Annotated in this window: 14 protein-coding genes and 1 tRNA gene; 3 read left to right on the top strand and 12 right to left on the bottom strand. The window is 62.0% G+C overall.

Annotated elements, in window-relative coordinates; translation table 11 throughout:
* Window positions 1–138: 138 nt before the first annotated feature.
* The 6 genes from cysN to AC5WNI_RS05260 form a co-directional block, all read right to left on the bottom strand.
* Window positions 139–1,590 (bottom strand): sulfate adenylyltransferase subunit CysN, encoded by a 1,452-nt coding sequence (gene cysN / locus AC5WNI_RS05285; protein ID WP_175089729.1) that lies wholly within the window; start codon window positions 1,588–1,590, stop codon window positions 139–141.
* Between the two features lie 157 nt (window positions 1,591–1,747).
* Entirely contained in the window at window positions 1,748–2,659 is a 912-nt protein-coding gene (cysD, locus tag AC5WNI_RS05280; RefSeq protein WP_054557074.1) for a sulfate adenylyltransferase subunit CysD, read from the bottom strand.
* Window positions 2,660–2,992: 333 nt separating this feature from the next.
* A complete protein-coding gene (locus tag AC5WNI_RS05275) occupies window positions 2,993–3,739 on the bottom strand; it encodes a metallophosphoesterase (RefSeq protein WP_175088081.1) in 747 nt (248 codons plus the stop codon).
* Between the two features lie 120 nt (window positions 3,740–3,859).
* Complete coding sequence (locus AC5WNI_RS05270) at window positions 3,860–4,306, bottom strand: DUF1249 domain-containing protein (RefSeq protein ID WP_043337025.1); 447 nt, start codon at window positions 4,304–4,306, stop codon at window positions 3,860–3,862.
* 332 nt (window positions 4,307–4,638) lie between these two features.
* Window positions 4,639–5,277: an NUDIX domain-containing protein gene (locus AC5WNI_RS05265; protein WP_043337028.1), complete on the bottom strand. Its 639-nt coding sequence runs from the start codon at window positions 5,275–5,277 to the stop codon at window positions 4,639–4,641.
* Between the two features lie 344 nt (window positions 5,278–5,621).
* Window positions 5,622–6,305, bottom strand: a complete 684-nt coding sequence (locus tag AC5WNI_RS05260; RefSeq protein ID WP_368448525.1) for a tetratricopeptide repeat protein — start codon at window positions 6,303–6,305, stop codon at window positions 5,622–5,624.
* Window positions 6,306–6,501: 196 nt separating this feature from the next.
* On the opposite strand from AC5WNI_RS05260, the gene AC5WNI_RS05255 reads away from it, so the two are divergent.
* Window positions 6,502–7,041 (top strand): GreA/GreB family elongation factor, encoded by a 540-nt coding sequence (locus AC5WNI_RS05255; protein WP_175088083.1) that lies wholly within the window; start codon window positions 6,502–6,504, stop codon window positions 7,039–7,041.
* 90 nt (window positions 7,042–7,131) lie between these two features.
* On the opposite strand, the gene AC5WNI_RS05250 is transcribed toward AC5WNI_RS05255, so the two are convergent.
* A complete protein-coding gene (locus AC5WNI_RS05250) occupies window positions 7,132–8,187 on the bottom strand; it encodes a methyltransferase (protein WP_175088084.1) in 1,056 nt (351 codons plus the stop codon).
* A gap of 81 nt (window positions 8,188–8,268) precedes the next feature.
* Window positions 8,269–9,210, bottom strand: coding sequence for a methyltransferase domain-containing protein (locus tag AC5WNI_RS05245; RefSeq protein WP_175088085.1), 942 nt, complete (start codon window positions 9,208–9,210; stop codon window positions 8,269–8,271).
* A gap of 312 nt (window positions 9,211–9,522) precedes the next feature.
* Between AC5WNI_RS05245 and AC5WNI_RS05240 the strand changes: the two genes are divergently transcribed.
* Window positions 9,523–10,692 carry a glycosyltransferase gene (locus AC5WNI_RS05240; RefSeq protein ID WP_175088086.1) on the top strand — a complete coding sequence of 390 codons (1,170 nt, stop codon included), beginning with the start codon at window positions 9,523–9,525 and terminating at the stop codon, window positions 10,690–10,692.
* Between the two features lie 324 nt (window positions 10,693–11,016).
* Here AC5WNI_RS05240 and AC5WNI_RS05235 read toward each other — a convergent pair.
* Both AC5WNI_RS05235 and AC5WNI_RS05230 read right to left on the bottom strand, forming a co-directional pair.
* Window positions 11,017–11,093, bottom strand: a tRNA-Arg gene (locus tag AC5WNI_RS05235).
* 190 nt (window positions 11,094–11,283) lie between these two features.
* Window positions 11,284–13,635 (bottom strand): sensor domain-containing protein, encoded by a 2,352-nt coding sequence (locus AC5WNI_RS05230; RefSeq protein ID WP_495928871.1) that lies wholly within the window; start codon window positions 13,633–13,635, stop codon window positions 11,284–11,286.
* A 547-nt stretch (window positions 13,636–14,182) separates the two neighbouring features.
* Here AC5WNI_RS05230 and AC5WNI_RS05225 point away from each other — a divergent pair.
* Complete coding sequence (locus AC5WNI_RS05225; RefSeq protein WP_175088088.1) at window positions 14,183–14,974, top strand: alpha/beta fold hydrolase; 792 nt, start codon at window positions 14,183–14,185, stop codon at window positions 14,972–14,974.
* 163 nt (window positions 14,975–15,137) lie between these two features.
* Here AC5WNI_RS05225 and trpA read toward each other — a convergent pair whose 3' ends face one another.
* Both trpA and trpB read right to left on the bottom strand, forming a co-directional pair.
* Window positions 15,138–15,977 (bottom strand): tryptophan synthase subunit alpha, encoded by an 840-nt coding sequence (gene trpA, locus AC5WNI_RS05220; RefSeq protein ID WP_175088089.1) that lies wholly within the window; start codon window positions 15,975–15,977, stop codon window positions 15,138–15,140.
* A 126-nt stretch (window positions 15,978–16,103) separates the two neighbouring features.
* Window positions 16,104–17,345, bottom strand: a complete 1,242-nt coding sequence (gene trpB / locus AC5WNI_RS05215) for a tryptophan synthase subunit beta (RefSeq protein ID WP_175088090.1) — start codon at window positions 17,343–17,345, stop codon at window positions 16,104–16,106.
* Between the last annotated feature and the right edge of the window lie 122 nt (window positions 17,346–17,467).

Below are 17,467 nucleotides of genomic sequence, written 5' to 3'. Positions count from 1 at the left end.
AAAAGCCCCCATCGCCTTACGGCCATGGGGGCTTTTGCGTTCTCCGGCTTCATTCCAGCAGGCCGTGTTGTTATTGCGTGTCCAGCGTTGTTGTTGGTATCTCGCTGACTTCCATTCTGCTGTCGCTACAGGATGGAATCAGTTGGTGCGACCAAGCAGCTCGCGCACATCTCGCGCTTCCCAGTGCGGGAAGTGCTTGCGCACTAGCGCGTTGAGGTCGGCTTCAAACGCGGCCCAGTCGGTCTGCTGGGTAGTGGCCTGGGTGCCTGAGCGGCCCACGCCGCGAATCATGCCCGCGCCGACGGTCACGTTGCTCAGACGATCGATCACGATGAAGCTGCCGGTGCCCGGGCTTGAACGGTAGTCATCCACCGGCACCGCCTGGGTCAGCTCGAGCTGGACGCGACCGATGGCGTTCAGCGCCAGGCTGTCGCCCTCGTGATGCTCCAGCGTGTTGACGTCGTAGAGGTAGTCGATGGCACTGACCTGACCGGTCAGATCACGGGTCGCCAGCTTGATATCGTACTGACGGCCCGGCTGCAGCGGCTTCTCGTGCATCCAGACGACATCCGCTTCCAGTGCATTGGAGAGCGGCAGTTCGGCATCCGCCGCCACCAGCCAGTCGCCACGCGAGATGTCGATCTCATCATCAAGCGTCAGGGTGATGGCCTGACCCGGGTAGGCGATCTCGAGATCACCATCGAAGGTGACGATACGCTCGATGGTCGAGGTCTTGCCGGACGGCAGCACCTTGACGCTGTCACCCGGGCGCACGACACCGGCCGCCAGGGTGCCGCAGTAACCGCGGAAATCGAGGTTGGGACGATTGACGTACTGCACCGGGAAGCGAAGATCGCTGAGATTCTGGTCGTGGGTCAGTTCGACGGTTTCCAGCACCTCAAGCAGTGACGGACCCGCTTCGCCATCCACGGTGTACCAGCCCAGTGCTGGACTGCGGTTGACGACGTTGTCGCCCTTGAGGGCGGACATCGGCACGAAACGGATGTCCGGCGCGTTCAGCTTGTTGGCGAATTCCTGATACTCGGCGACGATCTCATTGAAGCGCGTCTCGGAATAATCGACCAGATCCATCTTGTTGACCGCGATCACCAGGTGCTGGATGCCCAGCAGGTCGGCGATGAAGCTGTGACGACGGGTCTGGGTCTGCACGCCGTAGCGCGCGTCGATCAGGATGATAGCCAGGCTCGCGGACGAGGCGCCGGTGGCCATGTTGCGGGTGTACTGCTCGTGCCCCGGCGTGTCGGCGATGATGAACTTGCGCTTGTCGGTCGAGAAGAAGCGATAGGCGACATCGATGGTGATGCCCTGCTCACGCTCGGACTGCAGGCCATCGACCAACAGGGCCAGATCGACCTCGTCACCGGTGGTGCCGCTGGTCTTGGAGGCCTGGGTGATGGAGGCCAGCTGATCTTCATAGATCAGCTTGGAATCGAACAGCAGACGACCGATCAGGGTCGACTTGCCGTCATCAACGCTACCGCAGGTGATGAAGCGCAACAGGTCCTTGCGCTCGTGTTCTTGCAGGTAGGCTTCGATATCCGCGGAAATCTTGTCTGACGCGTGGGACACACTCTTCTCCTTGCCGCTGTCATGAGCCTGATGAGTGGCGAGCCAGTATCGCGAACCAATGTCTCGTGAGGCTGCGAGCCGACTCATCAGGCGAATTGTTCGTTCGGGTCATCAAGCACCATGTGACGGCGCTTGCAGGCAAAATGCTGGGGCGACCTTAGAAATACCCTTCGCGCTTCTTCTTCTCCATGGAGCCTGCCTGGTCGTGATCGATGGCACGCCCGGAGCGCTCACTGGTACGCGTCAGCAGCATTTCCTGGATGATTTCCGGCAGGGTCGCGGCGGTGGATTCCACGGCGCCGGTCAGCGGGTAGCAGCCCAGGGTACGGAAACGCACGGACTTCATTTCCGGCACTTCGCCTTCCTTGAGCGGCAGACGGTCGTCGTCGACCATGATGTCGAGGCCATCACGCTTCACTACCGGACGCACGGCGGAGTAGTACAGCGGCACGATCTTGATGGATTCGAGATAGATGTACTGCCAGATGTCCAGCTCGGTCCAGTTGGAGAGCGGGAAGACGCGGATGGACTCGCCCTTGTTGATCTTCGAGTTGTAGATGTTCCACAGCTCCGGACGCTGATTCTTGGGGTCCCAGCGGTGGTACTGATCACGGAAGGAGTAGACACGCTCCTTGGCCCGCGAGGCTTCCTCGTCACGACGTGCACCACCGAAGGCAGCATCGAAGCCGTGCTTGTCGAGTGCCTGCTTGAGACCGGCGGTCTTCATGATGTCGGTGTACTTGGCGCTACCGTGATCGAACGGGTTGATGCCCGCCTCGACGCCTTCCTGGTTGATGTGCTCGATCAACTCCATGCCGACTTCCGCGGCCATCTCGTCGCGGAACTTGATCATTTCCTGGAATTTCCAGGTGGTGTTGACGTGCATCAGCGGGAACGGCGGGACACCCGGCGCGAAAGCCTTGCGCGCCAGGTGCAGCATGACGGCGGAATCCTTGCCGATGGAATACAGCATGACCGGATTGGCAAATTCCGCTGCCACTTCACGGATGATGTGGATGGATTCGGCCTCAAGCTGCTTGAGGTGGGTCTGACGTTCGGGGGTAAGCATCGCGTGCGGCAACCTCATGAGCGCTGGGAGTCGCCCCGAAAGGCGGCCCGTGACAGACAGGGCATGCCCGAAGGTCATGACGAGCCAGGAGAGCCTCACTCTCTCGTCCCACGGAGCATGCTGGATACCATTACGGTACCCGCGCCGCCTTGATAACGTCAAAGAATCAGAAACTATCTTTTAAGACCAAAAAGGCATACCTGATACCCATGGGCCTTGCACCAGACTCATCAACGCCGAGGGCATTCACGCTGACGTCCAGAACATTCATGCTGATGCTGTGGCAGCACCAGCGCCTGGGGCAAGCTTGCCCGCCCCTTCTTGCGAGCCTGGCTAGAGCGTGACCCGCTCCACCCAGGTCTCGAGATGCTCGCCATCGAGATCCACCACGCGCAAACCGGGACGCGCCGCCTCATCCACGGCGAAATCATGGCTCAGCGGAGCGAACTGATCGGAGGTGGAGGGAACGCCATAGACGGCCACACTTCCCTGCCCACACGTCTTGAGTTGCGTGAAGGCCTGATGGATATGCCCACACAGCACGGCCCGCACCTGCGGGTATGGGCGCAACGTTTCCCACAGTGCATCGCGGTCGGCAAGACCCAGCACATCCATCCAGTCCGAGCCGATCGGCAGTGGATGATGATGCATGGCCAGCAGGATCGGGCGCGGGTCCAGCTCGACGGAAAGCGCCAGTGACTGCGCAAGCTCGCTCAACTGCTCCTCGCCAAGCTCACCCCCGGCCTGCCCGGTGACGCGCGAATCCAGACACAGCAGTCGCCAGTCGCCCAGATCCAGCTCGTGATGGAAGGGACGCAGCTCCTGCATGAATTCAGGGTGATCGTGGTTGCCCGCGAACCAGAACCAGGGACAGCCCAGGCCATCGAACAGCTCTGCCGCCATGCGATAGGAGGCAGGGCTCTCGTCCTGGCTGACATCACCGGTCACCAGCAGGATATCGGGCCGCAGGCGCGAGGCATGCGCCATCACCGCCTCCAGCTGACGCCAGGGGAAGCCCAGCCGTGAACGCGCGTCAGGGTCGGCGCGCAGATGGCAATCACTTATCTGAATCAGTCGCATCGGTCTCTCGAGCAGCAGGGAAATGAACAGAACCGCGACGGCCGGGCCATCGCGGTTCTGTCAATCAAGACGGTTAATCCATCGGGTGTCAGCGCCTGTGCGCCATGCCAGCGTTGAGCGTCACGGCAATTCCGGCACGTCCGCCTGCCCGAAGGCGCGGGCATGGGTCAGCCATTCGCCGAGAAAGCGATTGAGCTGCAGCTTTTCGTCCGGCTGGTGCATGCGCGGATTCGGGTAACGATTGCGCCCTGAGAAGTGACGCTGGCGCTGAAAGTCGGTGACCTCCGCCATGCGCACGTCGTGGTAAAGGTGCACGCTCATGCGCGGCGAATCGATGATGTGGTCCAGCACGCCGGTCTGGGCGACCGTGACCATGGTGGTATAGGGCGCGCATTCGACCACCTCGAGCAGCAGCGTGCCGAAGTGGCCCTGGTTGCCCGCCAGCGGGAAGGCGAAGCTGTCACCGGCCTCGGCCTTGCCGAGGATGCGCGTGAGGCGCAGATAATTGGACCCGCACTCGGCATGGAGTGCTTTTAGGTCAGCCACATAGGCTTTCTTGACCTGCATGGGCGATCTCCTTGCGAATCTCAGAACATTGGCATGTTGTCTGTCAAAGCACGCCCGCCATCGTGCGTGGCAAGATGCGGGCACCGCGCGATAAATCAAGCGCTGCGCCAGCGCTCAGGCTGTCGACGTTCAGCCATCAGCTCTCGGCTATCGACTCCAGTTCTCGGGACTGAAGCTGAGACGAAAACCGAGACTGATACGGACACTGACGCAGACAGTGATCTGTTGCTGGCTGCCGGTTTTCAGCAAGCCTCTAGAATAGCAGCTCTGACGCACAGGTTGAGGAAGCCTGCGTGAGACACGAGGGATTGCCAAGCTTCGCCTTCACTGCCTCAGGCATGCATGACGCGCAACGAAGCACGTTCACGCAGCAGCCATTGCATGGCCATGATGGCCATCGCATTGCCCAACCGCCCTTGTTCCAGCAGCGTGAGGGCCGCCTGGAAATCGAGCACATGCACGCGGATGTCTTCATTCTCCTCGGCCAGACCATGCACGCCGCCCAGCCCACTGCTGTCACACAGACCGATGAACAGCGTGACCTCCTCGGTGCAGGCGCCGGGGCTCGGGTAGTAGCGGTACAGTTCGATCAGGTCCGTCAGCTCACATCCGGCCTCCTCGATCGCCTCGCGCCGCGCGACCTCATGGGCCTGTTCGTCCTTGTCCACCAGCCCTGCGATCGGCTCCAGACTCCAGGGCGTGCGTGCGTCTTCCAGCATGCCGGCACGAATCTGCTCGACGAAGACCACGCGGTCGTTGACCGGGTCGTAGGGCAATACGCCTACTGCATCGTGACGGACATGCACCTCGCGATGGATCACATCGCTCCAGCCACCGTTGAAACGCTGGTGGCGGAATTCGCGCTGCTCGAGGCGGAAGAAGCCGTCCTGCAACACCCTGGCCTCGACCAGTTCGACATCATCATGTGCGAAGGCCTGTTGCCCTGCGACGTGCTCTTGTTGCTCGCTCATGCATCCTCCTTGGCTGAGCAGGCATTATCCTGTCCTGCCGCGAGACTGGCCAGCCCGTCACCTGCAGACTTGCTTGGCGCGTCGTACTGAGTCAGTCATCAGCGCCATTTGAAGGCATCTGGGCGACTTCTCATCCACAGAGCGGTAAACGACACGGCCCGAGCGGGATCTCCGCTCGGACCGTGGGGCTCAAGGACTCAGTAATTCAGGGAATCGGGAATTCCTTCGAGGCTGTCAGAACAGCGCCTGACACCAGCGCTGCCGTTCACTGGCAGGGCTCACTGATGTCTCTCCAGACAGTCTCCACTTCCAACAGCCATGCAAGCGATACGGATGCCAGAGGCTCACTGCAGGCGCTTGATCAGCGCGGCGATCTCTTTCTGCAATTCCTGATCGGCCAGCTCACGATTGGGTCGTGGCGGCCCGTCCTGAGCGAGACGCGCATGCTTGAGCGCTTCCTCATCACGGCCTTCGGAAGCCAGATAATCGGCGTAATAATAATTGGTATCCATGCCTGTCGGGTTGACCTCAAGGCCCTTGCGCAGCACTTCTCCCGCCTTCTCATCATCCCCGAAGCCCACCGGCCAGCCGGGCGCCTTGTCATAGAGTGCGCCAAGCGTCACATAGGCTGAGGCATTGTCGCCCTCGGCGTCGAGCGTGATCGCCTTCTCGAGCGCGGCCTTGGCTTCCTTGGCCAGATCCAGTGCTCCCAGGCCACCGCGCGCCTTGGCCCATGAGGCCAGGATGATGCCTTCCCAGGTCAGTACATGGGCGTTGTCTGGATATTGATCCGCCAGCGCGCGCACCTCCTTTCCCAGGGCTTCCATGCCCTTTTCCTGAGCATCACCGGAGACCTGATAGTTGATCTGCGCCCAGCGCTTGGAGAGCGGGAAGACGTCATCATCGCCCGGGGCAGCATGGACTCCGGTCATGCCGGCCAGCGTGATGCCCAGCGCCATGCCCCCGGAGAGCAGTACGCGACAGCAACGGGACATGACACGGCAAGACGGGTGTGAAGATGGCAGCATGGGCATGGACAGCTCCCTGATTTTCGTTATTGTTGGCAGATTCAGCATGGGTGACGCGCAAGTGCTCCGGCGAGCACACATTGACTGTAACGAACGTTTGAATCGGCCGCCAATCACCCTTGGTCGCAGGTCTCAACGCTAGCGAACATCGCACACGACGCCTTGAGCCTTACCCACAGAACCAGCGGAGCAGACCATGCAAGGTCGTAACATGACACGATGGCGCGACCCCAAGACGGACCCGCGCCAGGAAAAGAAGAGCAACGTGATTACCCCGCAGGGCCACGCGAAGATGAAGGGGCTGGCGGACCACTTGAGGCGCGTGAGGCGCCCTGAGCTTTCACGCAAGACGGGCGAGGCCGCCGCCATGGGGGATCGCAGCGAGAATGCGGATTACACCTACAACAAGAAGGCGCTCAATCAGACCATCGCCAGGATCGCCTATCTGGAGAAACGCCTGGATGAACTGACGGTCGTCGATCGCCTGCCCGCGGATCTGGAGCGCGTCTATTTCGCGGCCTTCGTGACGCTGGAGGACGAGCAGGGAGAGGAGATGGAGATCCGCATCGTCGGCCCTGACGAGACCGACAATCCGCGCCGCTGGATCAGCGTCGATGCGCCCCTCGCTCAGGCATTGCTGGGCAAGGGGCTGGATGACGAGGTGAGCGTGGCCGCACCGGGGGGCGAGACGACCTACATCATCACGGCCATCCGCTATCAGTCGCCGGAGGCGTAAGCGGCGAGCTGGGTATCAGTCCTCAGGGAATCAGTCCTCAGGGAATCAGTCCTCAGGGAATCAGGCCGCAGAGGCTCAGGTCGCAGGGAATCAGCGCGCCTTGCGCGCACGATAGACCTTGAACTGGCGCGTTTCCGCGAGCACTTCAAACTCGCCGAAGGCCGCCTGCAGCAGATCGGGATACGGCAGGAAGGCGTTGGCGACCAGCGTCAGGGTGCCGCCGGGCATCAGATGATCCGGTGCCTGACTGATCAGGCGCGCCGCCGGTCCGTAATCGATATCGCGCTCATGATGGAACGGCGGATTGGCCACGATGGTCTCGAACCGCTCCCCCTCGAACGCCGCGAAGACATCGCTGAGGCGTACGTCCGCCTCAAGCCCGTTGAGCGCCAGGCTGCGACGGGTCGCCTCCACCGCGAAGGCACTGACGTCGCCTGCCATCACGCGCGCACCGTGACGCGCCAGCCAGCAGCTGATGATGCCATCTCCCGCCCCGATATCCAGCGCACGCTTGTAGCCACGGGTCGGCAGGTTCTCCAGCAGCAGTGCGGTCCCCGGGTCCAGCTTGGCATTGCCATAGAGTCCCGGATGACTGGTCAGTCGCATCTCCAGCGCCTCGAATTCGCCCCAGCCTTCTGTCCATTGTCCAGCCACTGCCAGTGGCGATCCACTGCTGGCGGCCTGTTCGGCCGTCAACTCACGCGTAGCGGATGACCACAGCTGGCAACGGCGCGCGGTATCCTCCTTGCGCGCCGTCATTCCCAGCGCCTTGAGGATGCGCTCAGCGCGCTTGATGCCACCGTTGACCTCGCCCACCACCTTGATCGGCGTGCCAGCCGGCAACACATGACACAGCGCCACCAGCCACCACTCGCCCAGCGCGTGCGCCTTGGGCCAGAACATGATGGCGCCCGCAGCTTGCGCGATGGTGTCGTCAGCTCGCGCATCAGCGAAGGACACCGCATGGCTGACCCGGTGCCCTGCTTCCCGCGCGGCATTCACGATGCCGGTATCATGCCCCCAGACACGCCGCTGACGATCCGATGACAGCCACCAGTCATCACGCGGCGCAGCGACCCACAGCCAATCACGGAAATCACTGTCCTGACGCTCGAGCAGCTGACAGGCGGGGGTTTGAGCAGACATGAAGACTCCAACAGGGTAAGAAGATACGGACAACGGCGAGAGCGCCGGATATCGAAACAATACGGTTGTGCAGGCGCCGCCTCAGGCTGGACGCACCAGCTCATAGTGCAGATAGCGGCCCAGATAGACGAAAGGTGGCGTGCGCCAATGCTGGCATTCGAGCGCCAGCAATTTCTGCATGTCAGCCTCGCTCAGCGGGTCGCGTGAACGCAGATAGTCGTGGAAGACGCGCAGCCCGGTCAGCTCGCGCACCTCAAGCCCCGCCTCTGCGGCCCACTGACGTATCTCGCCATCGCGAAGCGGTGAGATGGGTGTCAAGCGCTTGCCGGTACCCCAGCCCGCCAGGCGCCCTTCCAGCACCTTGTCGAAATTGCCCTTGCTGACATTGGAAAACGCCAGCGCATCGCGATTGAAGACACTCAGTGACATGACACCGCCGGGCGCCAGCAACTCCGCGAGCAATGCAAACCCTTCTCGCGGATCGACCAGCCACTCCAGCACGGCGTGGCACACTACCACCGGCCACTGCTGGTCAGTCACGGCGGCGAAGCCCTGCAGATCACATCCCTCCCAGACCAATCGCCCAGCGAACGGCTCATCACTCGACAGCGCGTCGGCTTGACCTGGCATTTGCGGATCTGACATTGCCTGAGCCGCCCGGGAGGGATCAGCCGTCGAACCAGCGGACAGCCCCTGGCCTTGCGGCGCGGCAGTGCTCAGGAAGCGTTTCGCGCGCTCACGCATCTCGCCTGAGGGTTCGATCAACGTGAGATGGTGCCCACGCGTGAGCCACCAGTGGGCTGTCTGCCCGAGCCCCGCACCGATTTCCAATACCGGGGAAGGCGGCAGGTGCGAGAAACGCTCATCCATCAGGCGCTGGGTCAGCGCAAGACGAACACGGCCGCGCTCCGTGGTGTAGAAACCACGTTCGAACTTGTCGGCCAGACCGTCGAAATGACGATCAGCGGTGGCACGGCGAACGCGGGAAGCGCCAGCGCGGGACGAGGTTTTCGGCTCAGGCATGAAGAATATCTTGGCGAAGGAGAAAGAACTGACGTTGCGATGGTGCAGATAATGCCTCACTCACTCGCCAAAGGCACTTCTCGGCGCGGATGAACCGCGATGTGATGCCGCTGATGGCCTGCTGCCACGCATTTCCTCCGCCAAAGGGATCGGCGTAGAATGGCGCCTGCATCGAGGGGCCAAGGAACGGCACATGGCGAGGAAAGCGGTCATGGGGCAGAGAAAGACCGACACTTGATCGACTTGAGCAGCTAAGGCTTCAACGTGACTGACTTGTGCACATCGACTCCACTTCCGACATAGACCTCAGCCATGAAACAACGCGTTCTGCTAATCGTCCGCAAGCTCAACATCGGCGGCATCCAACGCAATACCGTCAATCTCGCCAATGTCTTGCACCGCGAAGGCCATGAGGTTCATGTACTGGTACTGAAGGGTGAACTGGAGCTCGTCCCGGATGCCGGCGTGCATCTTCATCAGGTCGACTTTGACAAGGCATTTCGCAAGACGGGCATCGGCCTGTTCTACGACCTGTTCACCCGCCTGCTGCTGACCCCCTGGATCAAGGGCTCAGGCTACGTCTGGCGAGGCTATTATGGCGGTCACTATCTGCGCCGTTTCGTCGCGCGTCTGGAGAAGGAGCACGGGCCGATCGACCGGGTCATCACGCGCGGCCAGGGCGCCTTCGAGACCTTCTGGTCGTGGCGGGACCCTCGCCTGTGGCAGGTGGCGGTGTCATGGCCCGGCGACCTGAAAGAGGGCTGGCGACAACGCTTCCTGCTGAGCCGCCTGTATAGCGGTAAACAGGTCGTGTGCAATACCGACAATGTGCGTCAGCAACTGGAAAACCTGCTGGACCATCACGGGATCAAGGCGGCGAGACTCGCGACCATCGGCAATGTCTGTGATCTGGATGCCATCGCCGCCATGGCAGAGGAAGAGGTGGAGCTCCCCCCCCGTCCCTACGTGGTGCAGGTGTGTCGCCTCTCGGATGTCAAGCGCCAGGATGTGCTGATCAAGGCATACCTCGCGTCAGGTATCGAGGAAGACCTCGTCATCGTGGGTGATGGCCCCAAGCGGGAAGCCACCGAAGCACTGATCCGCGAGCTGGGTGTCGGCGACAGGGTCCACCTGATCGGTAGCCGCCTGAACCCCTACCCATGGATGAAGCACGCCCGCCTGTTCGTGCTCAGTTCACGCAGTGAGGCCTTCGGCATCGTGCTGGTGGAGAGCATGTGCTGTGGCACGCCATGCGTGGCACCGGATGTCCCCGGCGGCATTCGCAATGTCTTGATCCATGATCAGGCGCGTCTGATCTCCGAAGACTCCATCGAGGCGCTGGCAGCCAAGATTCGTGAAGGTCTCGCCAACCCGCCGGCACTCGACTCGGATCCGGAGCTGATCGAACGCTTCCGCGATACCCGCATCATGCAGGAGTTTCTGTCCCTGCCCACTGATGCCTTGACATCAGACTCCCGCTGACACCAACGCCCTGCATTTATCGAGAGACTTTCCTGCAGGGCTTGTTCTTGCGCCTTCCCGCGACGATTGAGTGACAAGTCGAATCGGTTGAGTGACAAAGCGATCGACAGACACGACGGTACGAGGTCCAGACCGAGAACCAGGACATTGTGAATCGGGTAATCGGACAGGAAGACCAAGTGCGGCAGCTCTTGAGGCGAGCCTGAAGCCGGGCCGGATGCTGCTCACGGCAAGGGCCGAGCACGCAACGCACGGTACAGAGAAGACGATGAGGCGATGACGCAGAAGGCAGGACAGACGACGTCGTCCAGAAGGTGGGGATGCTGGCGCCCCCTGCAGGAGTCGAACCTGCGACCTGCCCCTTAGGAGGGGGCCGCTCTATCCAGCTGAGCTAAGGAGGCGTAGCGAGCGGAAGTATAAGCCATTGAAGTGGCGAGATAAACCCGACAATTGCTGCGACGCCTGCATCACGCCCCCTGTCATCAGCTACATGATTGAGGCGCAGGATCGATAACCTGAGTGCATACTCCACGTCTGATTTCGGTGCCATGCCCCCTGACAGGCTGAGACAACCTCATGAACCTGCCTCCCCTATCCTTCCGACAGCCGGGCCTCCGCGTCGCCAATCATCTCTGCCATCGGGCGTGGGCGCCCCAGCAGGTAGCCCTGAACTCGCGAGCAACCCATGCGCCGCAAGACTTCGAGTTGCTCCACCTCTTCCACGCCTTCCGCCACGACATCGAGTGACAGGGCGCACGCCATCATCAGCATGGCACGCACGATCTCGTTGCCCGTGGCATGCGTGTCTGGCGATTCCTCAAGACACAGGTCATTGATGAAGCTGCGATCTATCTTCAGCTCCTTGAGTGGCATACGACGCAAACGCGACAGATTCGAGTAGCCAATGCCGAAATCATCAATCGAGAAGCTCAGACCCAAGGCTGCCAGCTGGTCAATCTTCTCGAGCATTGCCGCTTCATCATCCGTCGCCAGGCTCTCGGTGATTTCCATACGCAAGAGCTCAGGCGCGAAGTCATGTTGCGCCAGCAGCCTGGTGACCTGCGGCACGAACTCGCTGCTACGGAACTGTACCTGACTGACGTTGACCGCCATCGGTAGTGCATGCCCTCGGGCGGTCATGGCGGCAAGCTCGCGACAGACCTGCTCCAGCACCCAATGCCCCAGCTCGAGAATCAGCCCGGACTCCTCCGCGATGGGGATGAAGGTCGCTGGCGAGACCATCCCCAGCTGCGGATCATGCCAACGCAGCAATGCCTCGGCGCCACACAATTGCGGCTCACCACTTTCGGGCAGGGAAAATTGCGGCTGGAGGTGGACGCTCAGCCGCTGGCAAGACACGGCTTCACGCAGCGCGTGCTCCATCTGGGCGGCATCGATGATGCGCTGGCGCATCTCTGGTGCGAAGAAACACAGCCGTGCACGCCCGGCCCCCTTGCTTTCATAGAGCGCGATATCCGCTTGATGCAGGAGGTGGCTCCAGGCATCGCCCTCTTCTCTGTCGATCTCGTCGTGCTCCGCCTTGCCGGCCGGCAGCACTTGCTGAGAGCAGGCGCCATAGCCTTCCTCGTGACGCGGATAGAGCGTGATGCCCAACGAGCCGGTCAACTGATGCGTTCGTCCTTCAAGCTCCAGCGGCCCCTGCAGTCGCTCCAGCATCTGCTCCGCCACCTGGCGCGCTCGGCTAGCCGCTTCGCGCGGCCCACCGGCTCTCGGTGCCAGCAGCACGATGAACTCGTCTCCCCCGTGGCGCGCGAGGAAGTCCTGCGGGCCCAGCATCTCAGCCAGACGCGAGGCGACCTGCTTGAGCGCCAGGTCACCGGCATCGTGTCCGAGGATATCGTTGAGACGCTTGAAGTGATCGAGATCCAGGAACATCAGCGCGCCCATCTCGCCGGGTTGGGCCTGCTCCGCCAGCTCACAGAGATGACGACGCACGAGACGCCGGTTGGGCAAACCGGTCAACGAGTCGTGCATGGCCTGATGCGTCAGTTGCTGGTCACGTCGATAGCGTTCGATCGCCAGTCTGGCCACCTTGACCGCGACTTCGAGCAAGCCATGGTGAGTCGCATCGAAGACCTCGCCTGTCTCGGCATAGAAGGCAAAGCTGCCCAGGGGGTTATCGTCGCCATCGAGAATCGGCATCGACAGGCAGGCATCCAACCCCAATGCATGCGGATGCTCACGGAAGCCCTCCCAGGCAGGTTCCTGCGCGATGGAAGGCGTCATGACCGGCTTGCGCCGCCACATCGCCGTCCCACAGGTGCCCACGCCTTCCCCGATCATCAAGCCACAAGTGAACAGCATGAAGCTTGCGGGCAGACTGGGCCCCTGCCCTGCCACGATGGTGAGGCCCACATCATCCAGCAGCAGCAACGAGGAGCGCACCTGAACCGCGGCACCTTCGATGGTCAGGCACAGGTCTCGCAATGTCTTGTCCAGAGACTGGCCTGCCGCCACAGCTTCCAGCAGCTCAAGCTGGGAGTGACTCAACATCAAGGCTCGGTGCATCTGGGTAATGTCCGTCTGCAACCCCAGATACCCATCCACCCGCCCCCCGGAATCCTTGAGCGGAATGCAGCGCAGCCGCAATCGCAGTGGTTGGCCATTGCTGTCGTAATGCACCAGCTCCTCATCGCTGGGTTCGCCGCGGCGGCGCTGTTCACGCAATCGGGTGATGACCATCAGATCGGATGCCGGCCCCATCAGGAATTCACTGGGCACCTTGCCGACCACCTGCTGCTCTCGATAGCCGAGAAGCTGCTCAAAGGCGGGATTGACCCAGCGAATGCGCCCTTCGAGGTCGTAGCAACAGACGCCGTTGCTGGTGTGATCCAGCAGCTGGTTCAGCAAGCCTTCGGCTTCCTGGCCATTGGCGGGCCGTGAAGTGCTCGGCATGGTGCCAAACGATGTGGTGTCACTCACTGGCGTATCCTCAGCAGACTCCTCTGCGATCCTGGCTGGATGACATGCCGAGCCTTGGGACTCGGCGAATTACCAGCACCAGCGTGCCTGATCCTCGGCACCAGTATGCGGCCTATGTAGCAGTGATAGTAACCCACTGCGATGCGTTGAATATGAGTCCAGCGTCATTCAATCGGCACTGGCGTTGACCATCATCCGGCTCTCGAGCGCCACACAGGCCTTTGAATCGAGCGCGATCACTCCCACAACTCTGACAGCTCAGACTTCAGATGCCTGACAGCATGATCCACACGGAAGCCTCGGGCGTAGTACACACATCACGCCATTCGCCATGGAGAGCCACTCCTTGAACGCTCTGCTGCCCTTTGTGTCAGTCGCACTCTGCATACTGTTATCGGGATGCGGCCCGCGCTACCTTGCGGCCAATGACATCCACCAGGCCCCTTACCTTGATGGATCCTCCCCCTCATCCCATCTCGTGACCCGCGACGCCACATCGCTGGCATGGGAGTCCTGGCAACCTGCGCAGGCAACCCCTCAACGCGCCATGCTGCTTGGCCTGCACAGCTACGGCGACTTCCGCCTGGCATTTTCCGATCTGGGTCCGTGGTTGGCCGGACAAGGCATCGTGACCTACGCCTATGATCAACGCGGTTTCGGGGAGTCCGGCCAGCAAGGGCGATGGCCGGAGTCCCCGTTGCTGGTCGAGGACCTGGTGGACGCCATCACGGTACTGCGCCAGCGCCACCCGAACCTCCCCTTGATCGTGGCGGGCGAAAGCATGGGCGGCTCGGTGATACTCAATGCCCTCGCCCGCCACCCGGAGCTGTCGATCGATGGCAGCCTGCTCGCTGCCCCGGGCGTCCGCGGTGGCATCCGCTGGCGCTATCTGTACAACGCAGGGCTCTGGACAGCGGCGCACCTGATCCCCGCAACCAGCGTGGAGGTACCCCGCAGGTACCCCGAAGGAGAACTTCAGCCCGTGGCCGCCAGGCGGTTGGCCGAGGATTCCCGCGTCGTGCATTCCGTGCGCCTTGATGCCTATTACGGTCTGATCCGCTTCACGGATCACGCCAGCGATGACATCGCGGCGCTTTCTGCAGACACACGGCTGCCGCACACCTTGCTGCTCCACGGTGATCGCGATGACACCGTGCCCCGTGTGGCCATCGAGCGGCTGGTCAATGACTGGCCGAGCGCCTCACGCGATACGCTCGAGATACATTACCTGCCCGAGGCACCCCACCTGCTGCTGCAATGGCACGACAGTGAGCAGGTACGTGGGCGGATAGCACACTGGTTGGCCGAGTTCCTGCCGGCGCACGCTTCACAAGAATGAAAGCAAGAGCGAGAGCGAGAACGAGGCGATGGCCGTGACACGCCGACTCATGCCGATAGCGCGTGCCCTACAAACAGCAACGCCCCGAACAGAGTTCGAGGCGTTGCTGTCTATCTATCTAATTATCGCCCCTGTGAGGAGCATGCTGACCGCTAACCAGCGATCACTGACGCGCGGTCTTCAGGGCATCAGCCAGTTCACGGGTCAGGGCGTGTACGGCCTGAGTGCCCTGCTCCGGTGTCTCGGCATTGGCCTGCAGATCGATCAAGGCAGAGCCGACCACCACGCCGTCGGAGAAACGCCCGATCCGTGCCGCCTGTTCAGCGGTACGGATACCGAAGCCGACCGCGACCGGAATATCGGTATGTTCACGAATGCGACCGACCTCGGCCTCGACCTTCTCGGCAGTCGGTGCCGCGCCGCCGGTCACGCCATTGCTGGAGACGTAGTAGAGGAAGCCCGAGGTGTTGGCCAGCACACCCGGCAGGCGCTCACTGTCAGTGGTCGGCGTAGCGAGGCGAATGAAGCTGATGCCCGCTTCGTTGGCCGGGACGCACAGCTCGTCATCGTGCTCCGGCGGCAGATCGACGACGATCAGGCCGTCGACACCGGCCTCGCTCGCCTGCTCGAGAAAACGGCTCACGCCACGACGATAGATCGGGTTGTAGTAGCCCATCAGCACGATGGGGGTGTCCTGATCGCGCTTGCGGAACTCGCTGACCATCGCCAGGGTGTGGTCCATGGTCTGGCCGGCCTTCAGGGCACGCTGGGTGGCATGCTGGATCGCCAGACCATCGGCCATCGGGTCCGTGAACGGCATGCCCAGCTCGATGACATCGGCGCCGGCGTCCGCCATGCCGAGGAAGGTCGCGAGGCTGGCATCGTAGCCGGGGTCGCCCGCAGTGATGTAGGTCACCAGCGCAGCACGATTCTCGGCGCGCACGGCAGCGAAACGACGGTCAAGACGGCGGCTGGCAGTAGTGTCGATAGCGGAAGTGCTCATCAATAGACTCCGAATTTGCTGGCCTGCAGGCATCGATGACACCTGCAGGCGAAGAAGGCATGGGGCGCTCAGACTCGATCAGCGACTGACGACTCTGACGCCGGGCAACACGTGACAGACCCGGGCTTACTCGCCGTCAGGGTTCAGGCCCAGTTCGTCGGCCAGGTGATGAGTCACGGTGGCCATGTCCTTGTCACCACGGCCGCTGAGGTTGACCACCATCAGATGGTCCTTCGGCAGGCCCGGTGCACGCTTGATGACTTCCGCCAGCGCGTGAGAGGACTCCAGCGCCGGAATGATGCCTTCCAGACGGCACAGCATCTTGAAGGCGTCCAGCGCTTCCTGGTCGGTCGCGGCGACATATTCGGCACGCTTGATGTCATGCAACCATGCGTGTTCCGGACCGATCCCCGGATAGTCGAGCCCGGCGGAGATGGAGTGCGCATCGCCGATCTGACCTTCTTCATCCTGCAGCAGGAAGGTGCGGTTGCCATGCAGTACGCCCGGCAGGCCGCCCTTGAGGCTGGCGGCATGACGCGGAGTTTCCAGGCCTTCGCCAGCGGCTTCGACACCGATGATCTCGACGCTCTCGTCATCGAGGAACGGGTGGAACAGGCCCATGGCGTTGGAGCCGCCGCCGATGCAGGCGACCAGCGAATCCGGCAGGCGCCCTTCCTTCTGCTGCAGCTGCACGCGGGTTTCCTGACCGATGATGGACTGGAAGTCCCGCACCAGCTGGGGATACGGGTGCGGGCCGGCCACAGTACCGATGATGTAGAAGGTGTCATCGACGTTGGTGACCCAGTCACGCAGCGCCTCGTTCATGGCGTCCTTCAGCGTGCCATCACCGGCGGTGACAGGCACGACCTTGGCGCCCAGCAGCTGCATGCGCTGCACGTTGGGCTGCTGACGATGGATATCGGTGGAGCCCATGTAGATCACGCAGTCCAGCCCGAAACGCGCCGCCACGGTGGCAGTCGCCACACCGTGCATGCCGGCGCCGGTCTCGGCGATGATTCGCTTCTTGCCCATGCGGCGAGCAAGCAATACCTGGCCCAGCGCATTGTTGATCTTGTGAGCCCCGGTATGCATCAGGTCTTCACGCTTGAGATAGATCTTGGCGCCGCCCAGCTGCTCGGTCAGACGCTCGGCGAAATACAGCGGGCTCTGGCGGCCGACATAGTCCGCGGACAGACCAGCCAGCTCCTCGGCGAATGCCGGATCCTGCTTGGCGGCTTCATACTCGCGCTGAAGGTGCAGGATCAACGGCATCAGCGTCTCGGCAACGAAGCGGCCGCCGAAATCACCGAAGAAACCCTTGGCATCAGGCCCTTGGCGCAGGCTGGGGGTAGCAGTCGTCTGGCTCATGCTGAACTCCTCGAAATCGTGTCAGTGGCTGGTCGCACAGAATGCGCAAGGCAATTGCGGGGCCAGCGATATGGTGATCATCCTAGCGCTGCAGGCACTGGAAGAAAAACGATAAATTCGCC

The sequence above is a fragment of the Cobetia sp. PDI-12MA genome (assembly GCF_059507695.1).
This window is presented reverse-complemented; position numbering and strand designations above follow the sequence as displayed.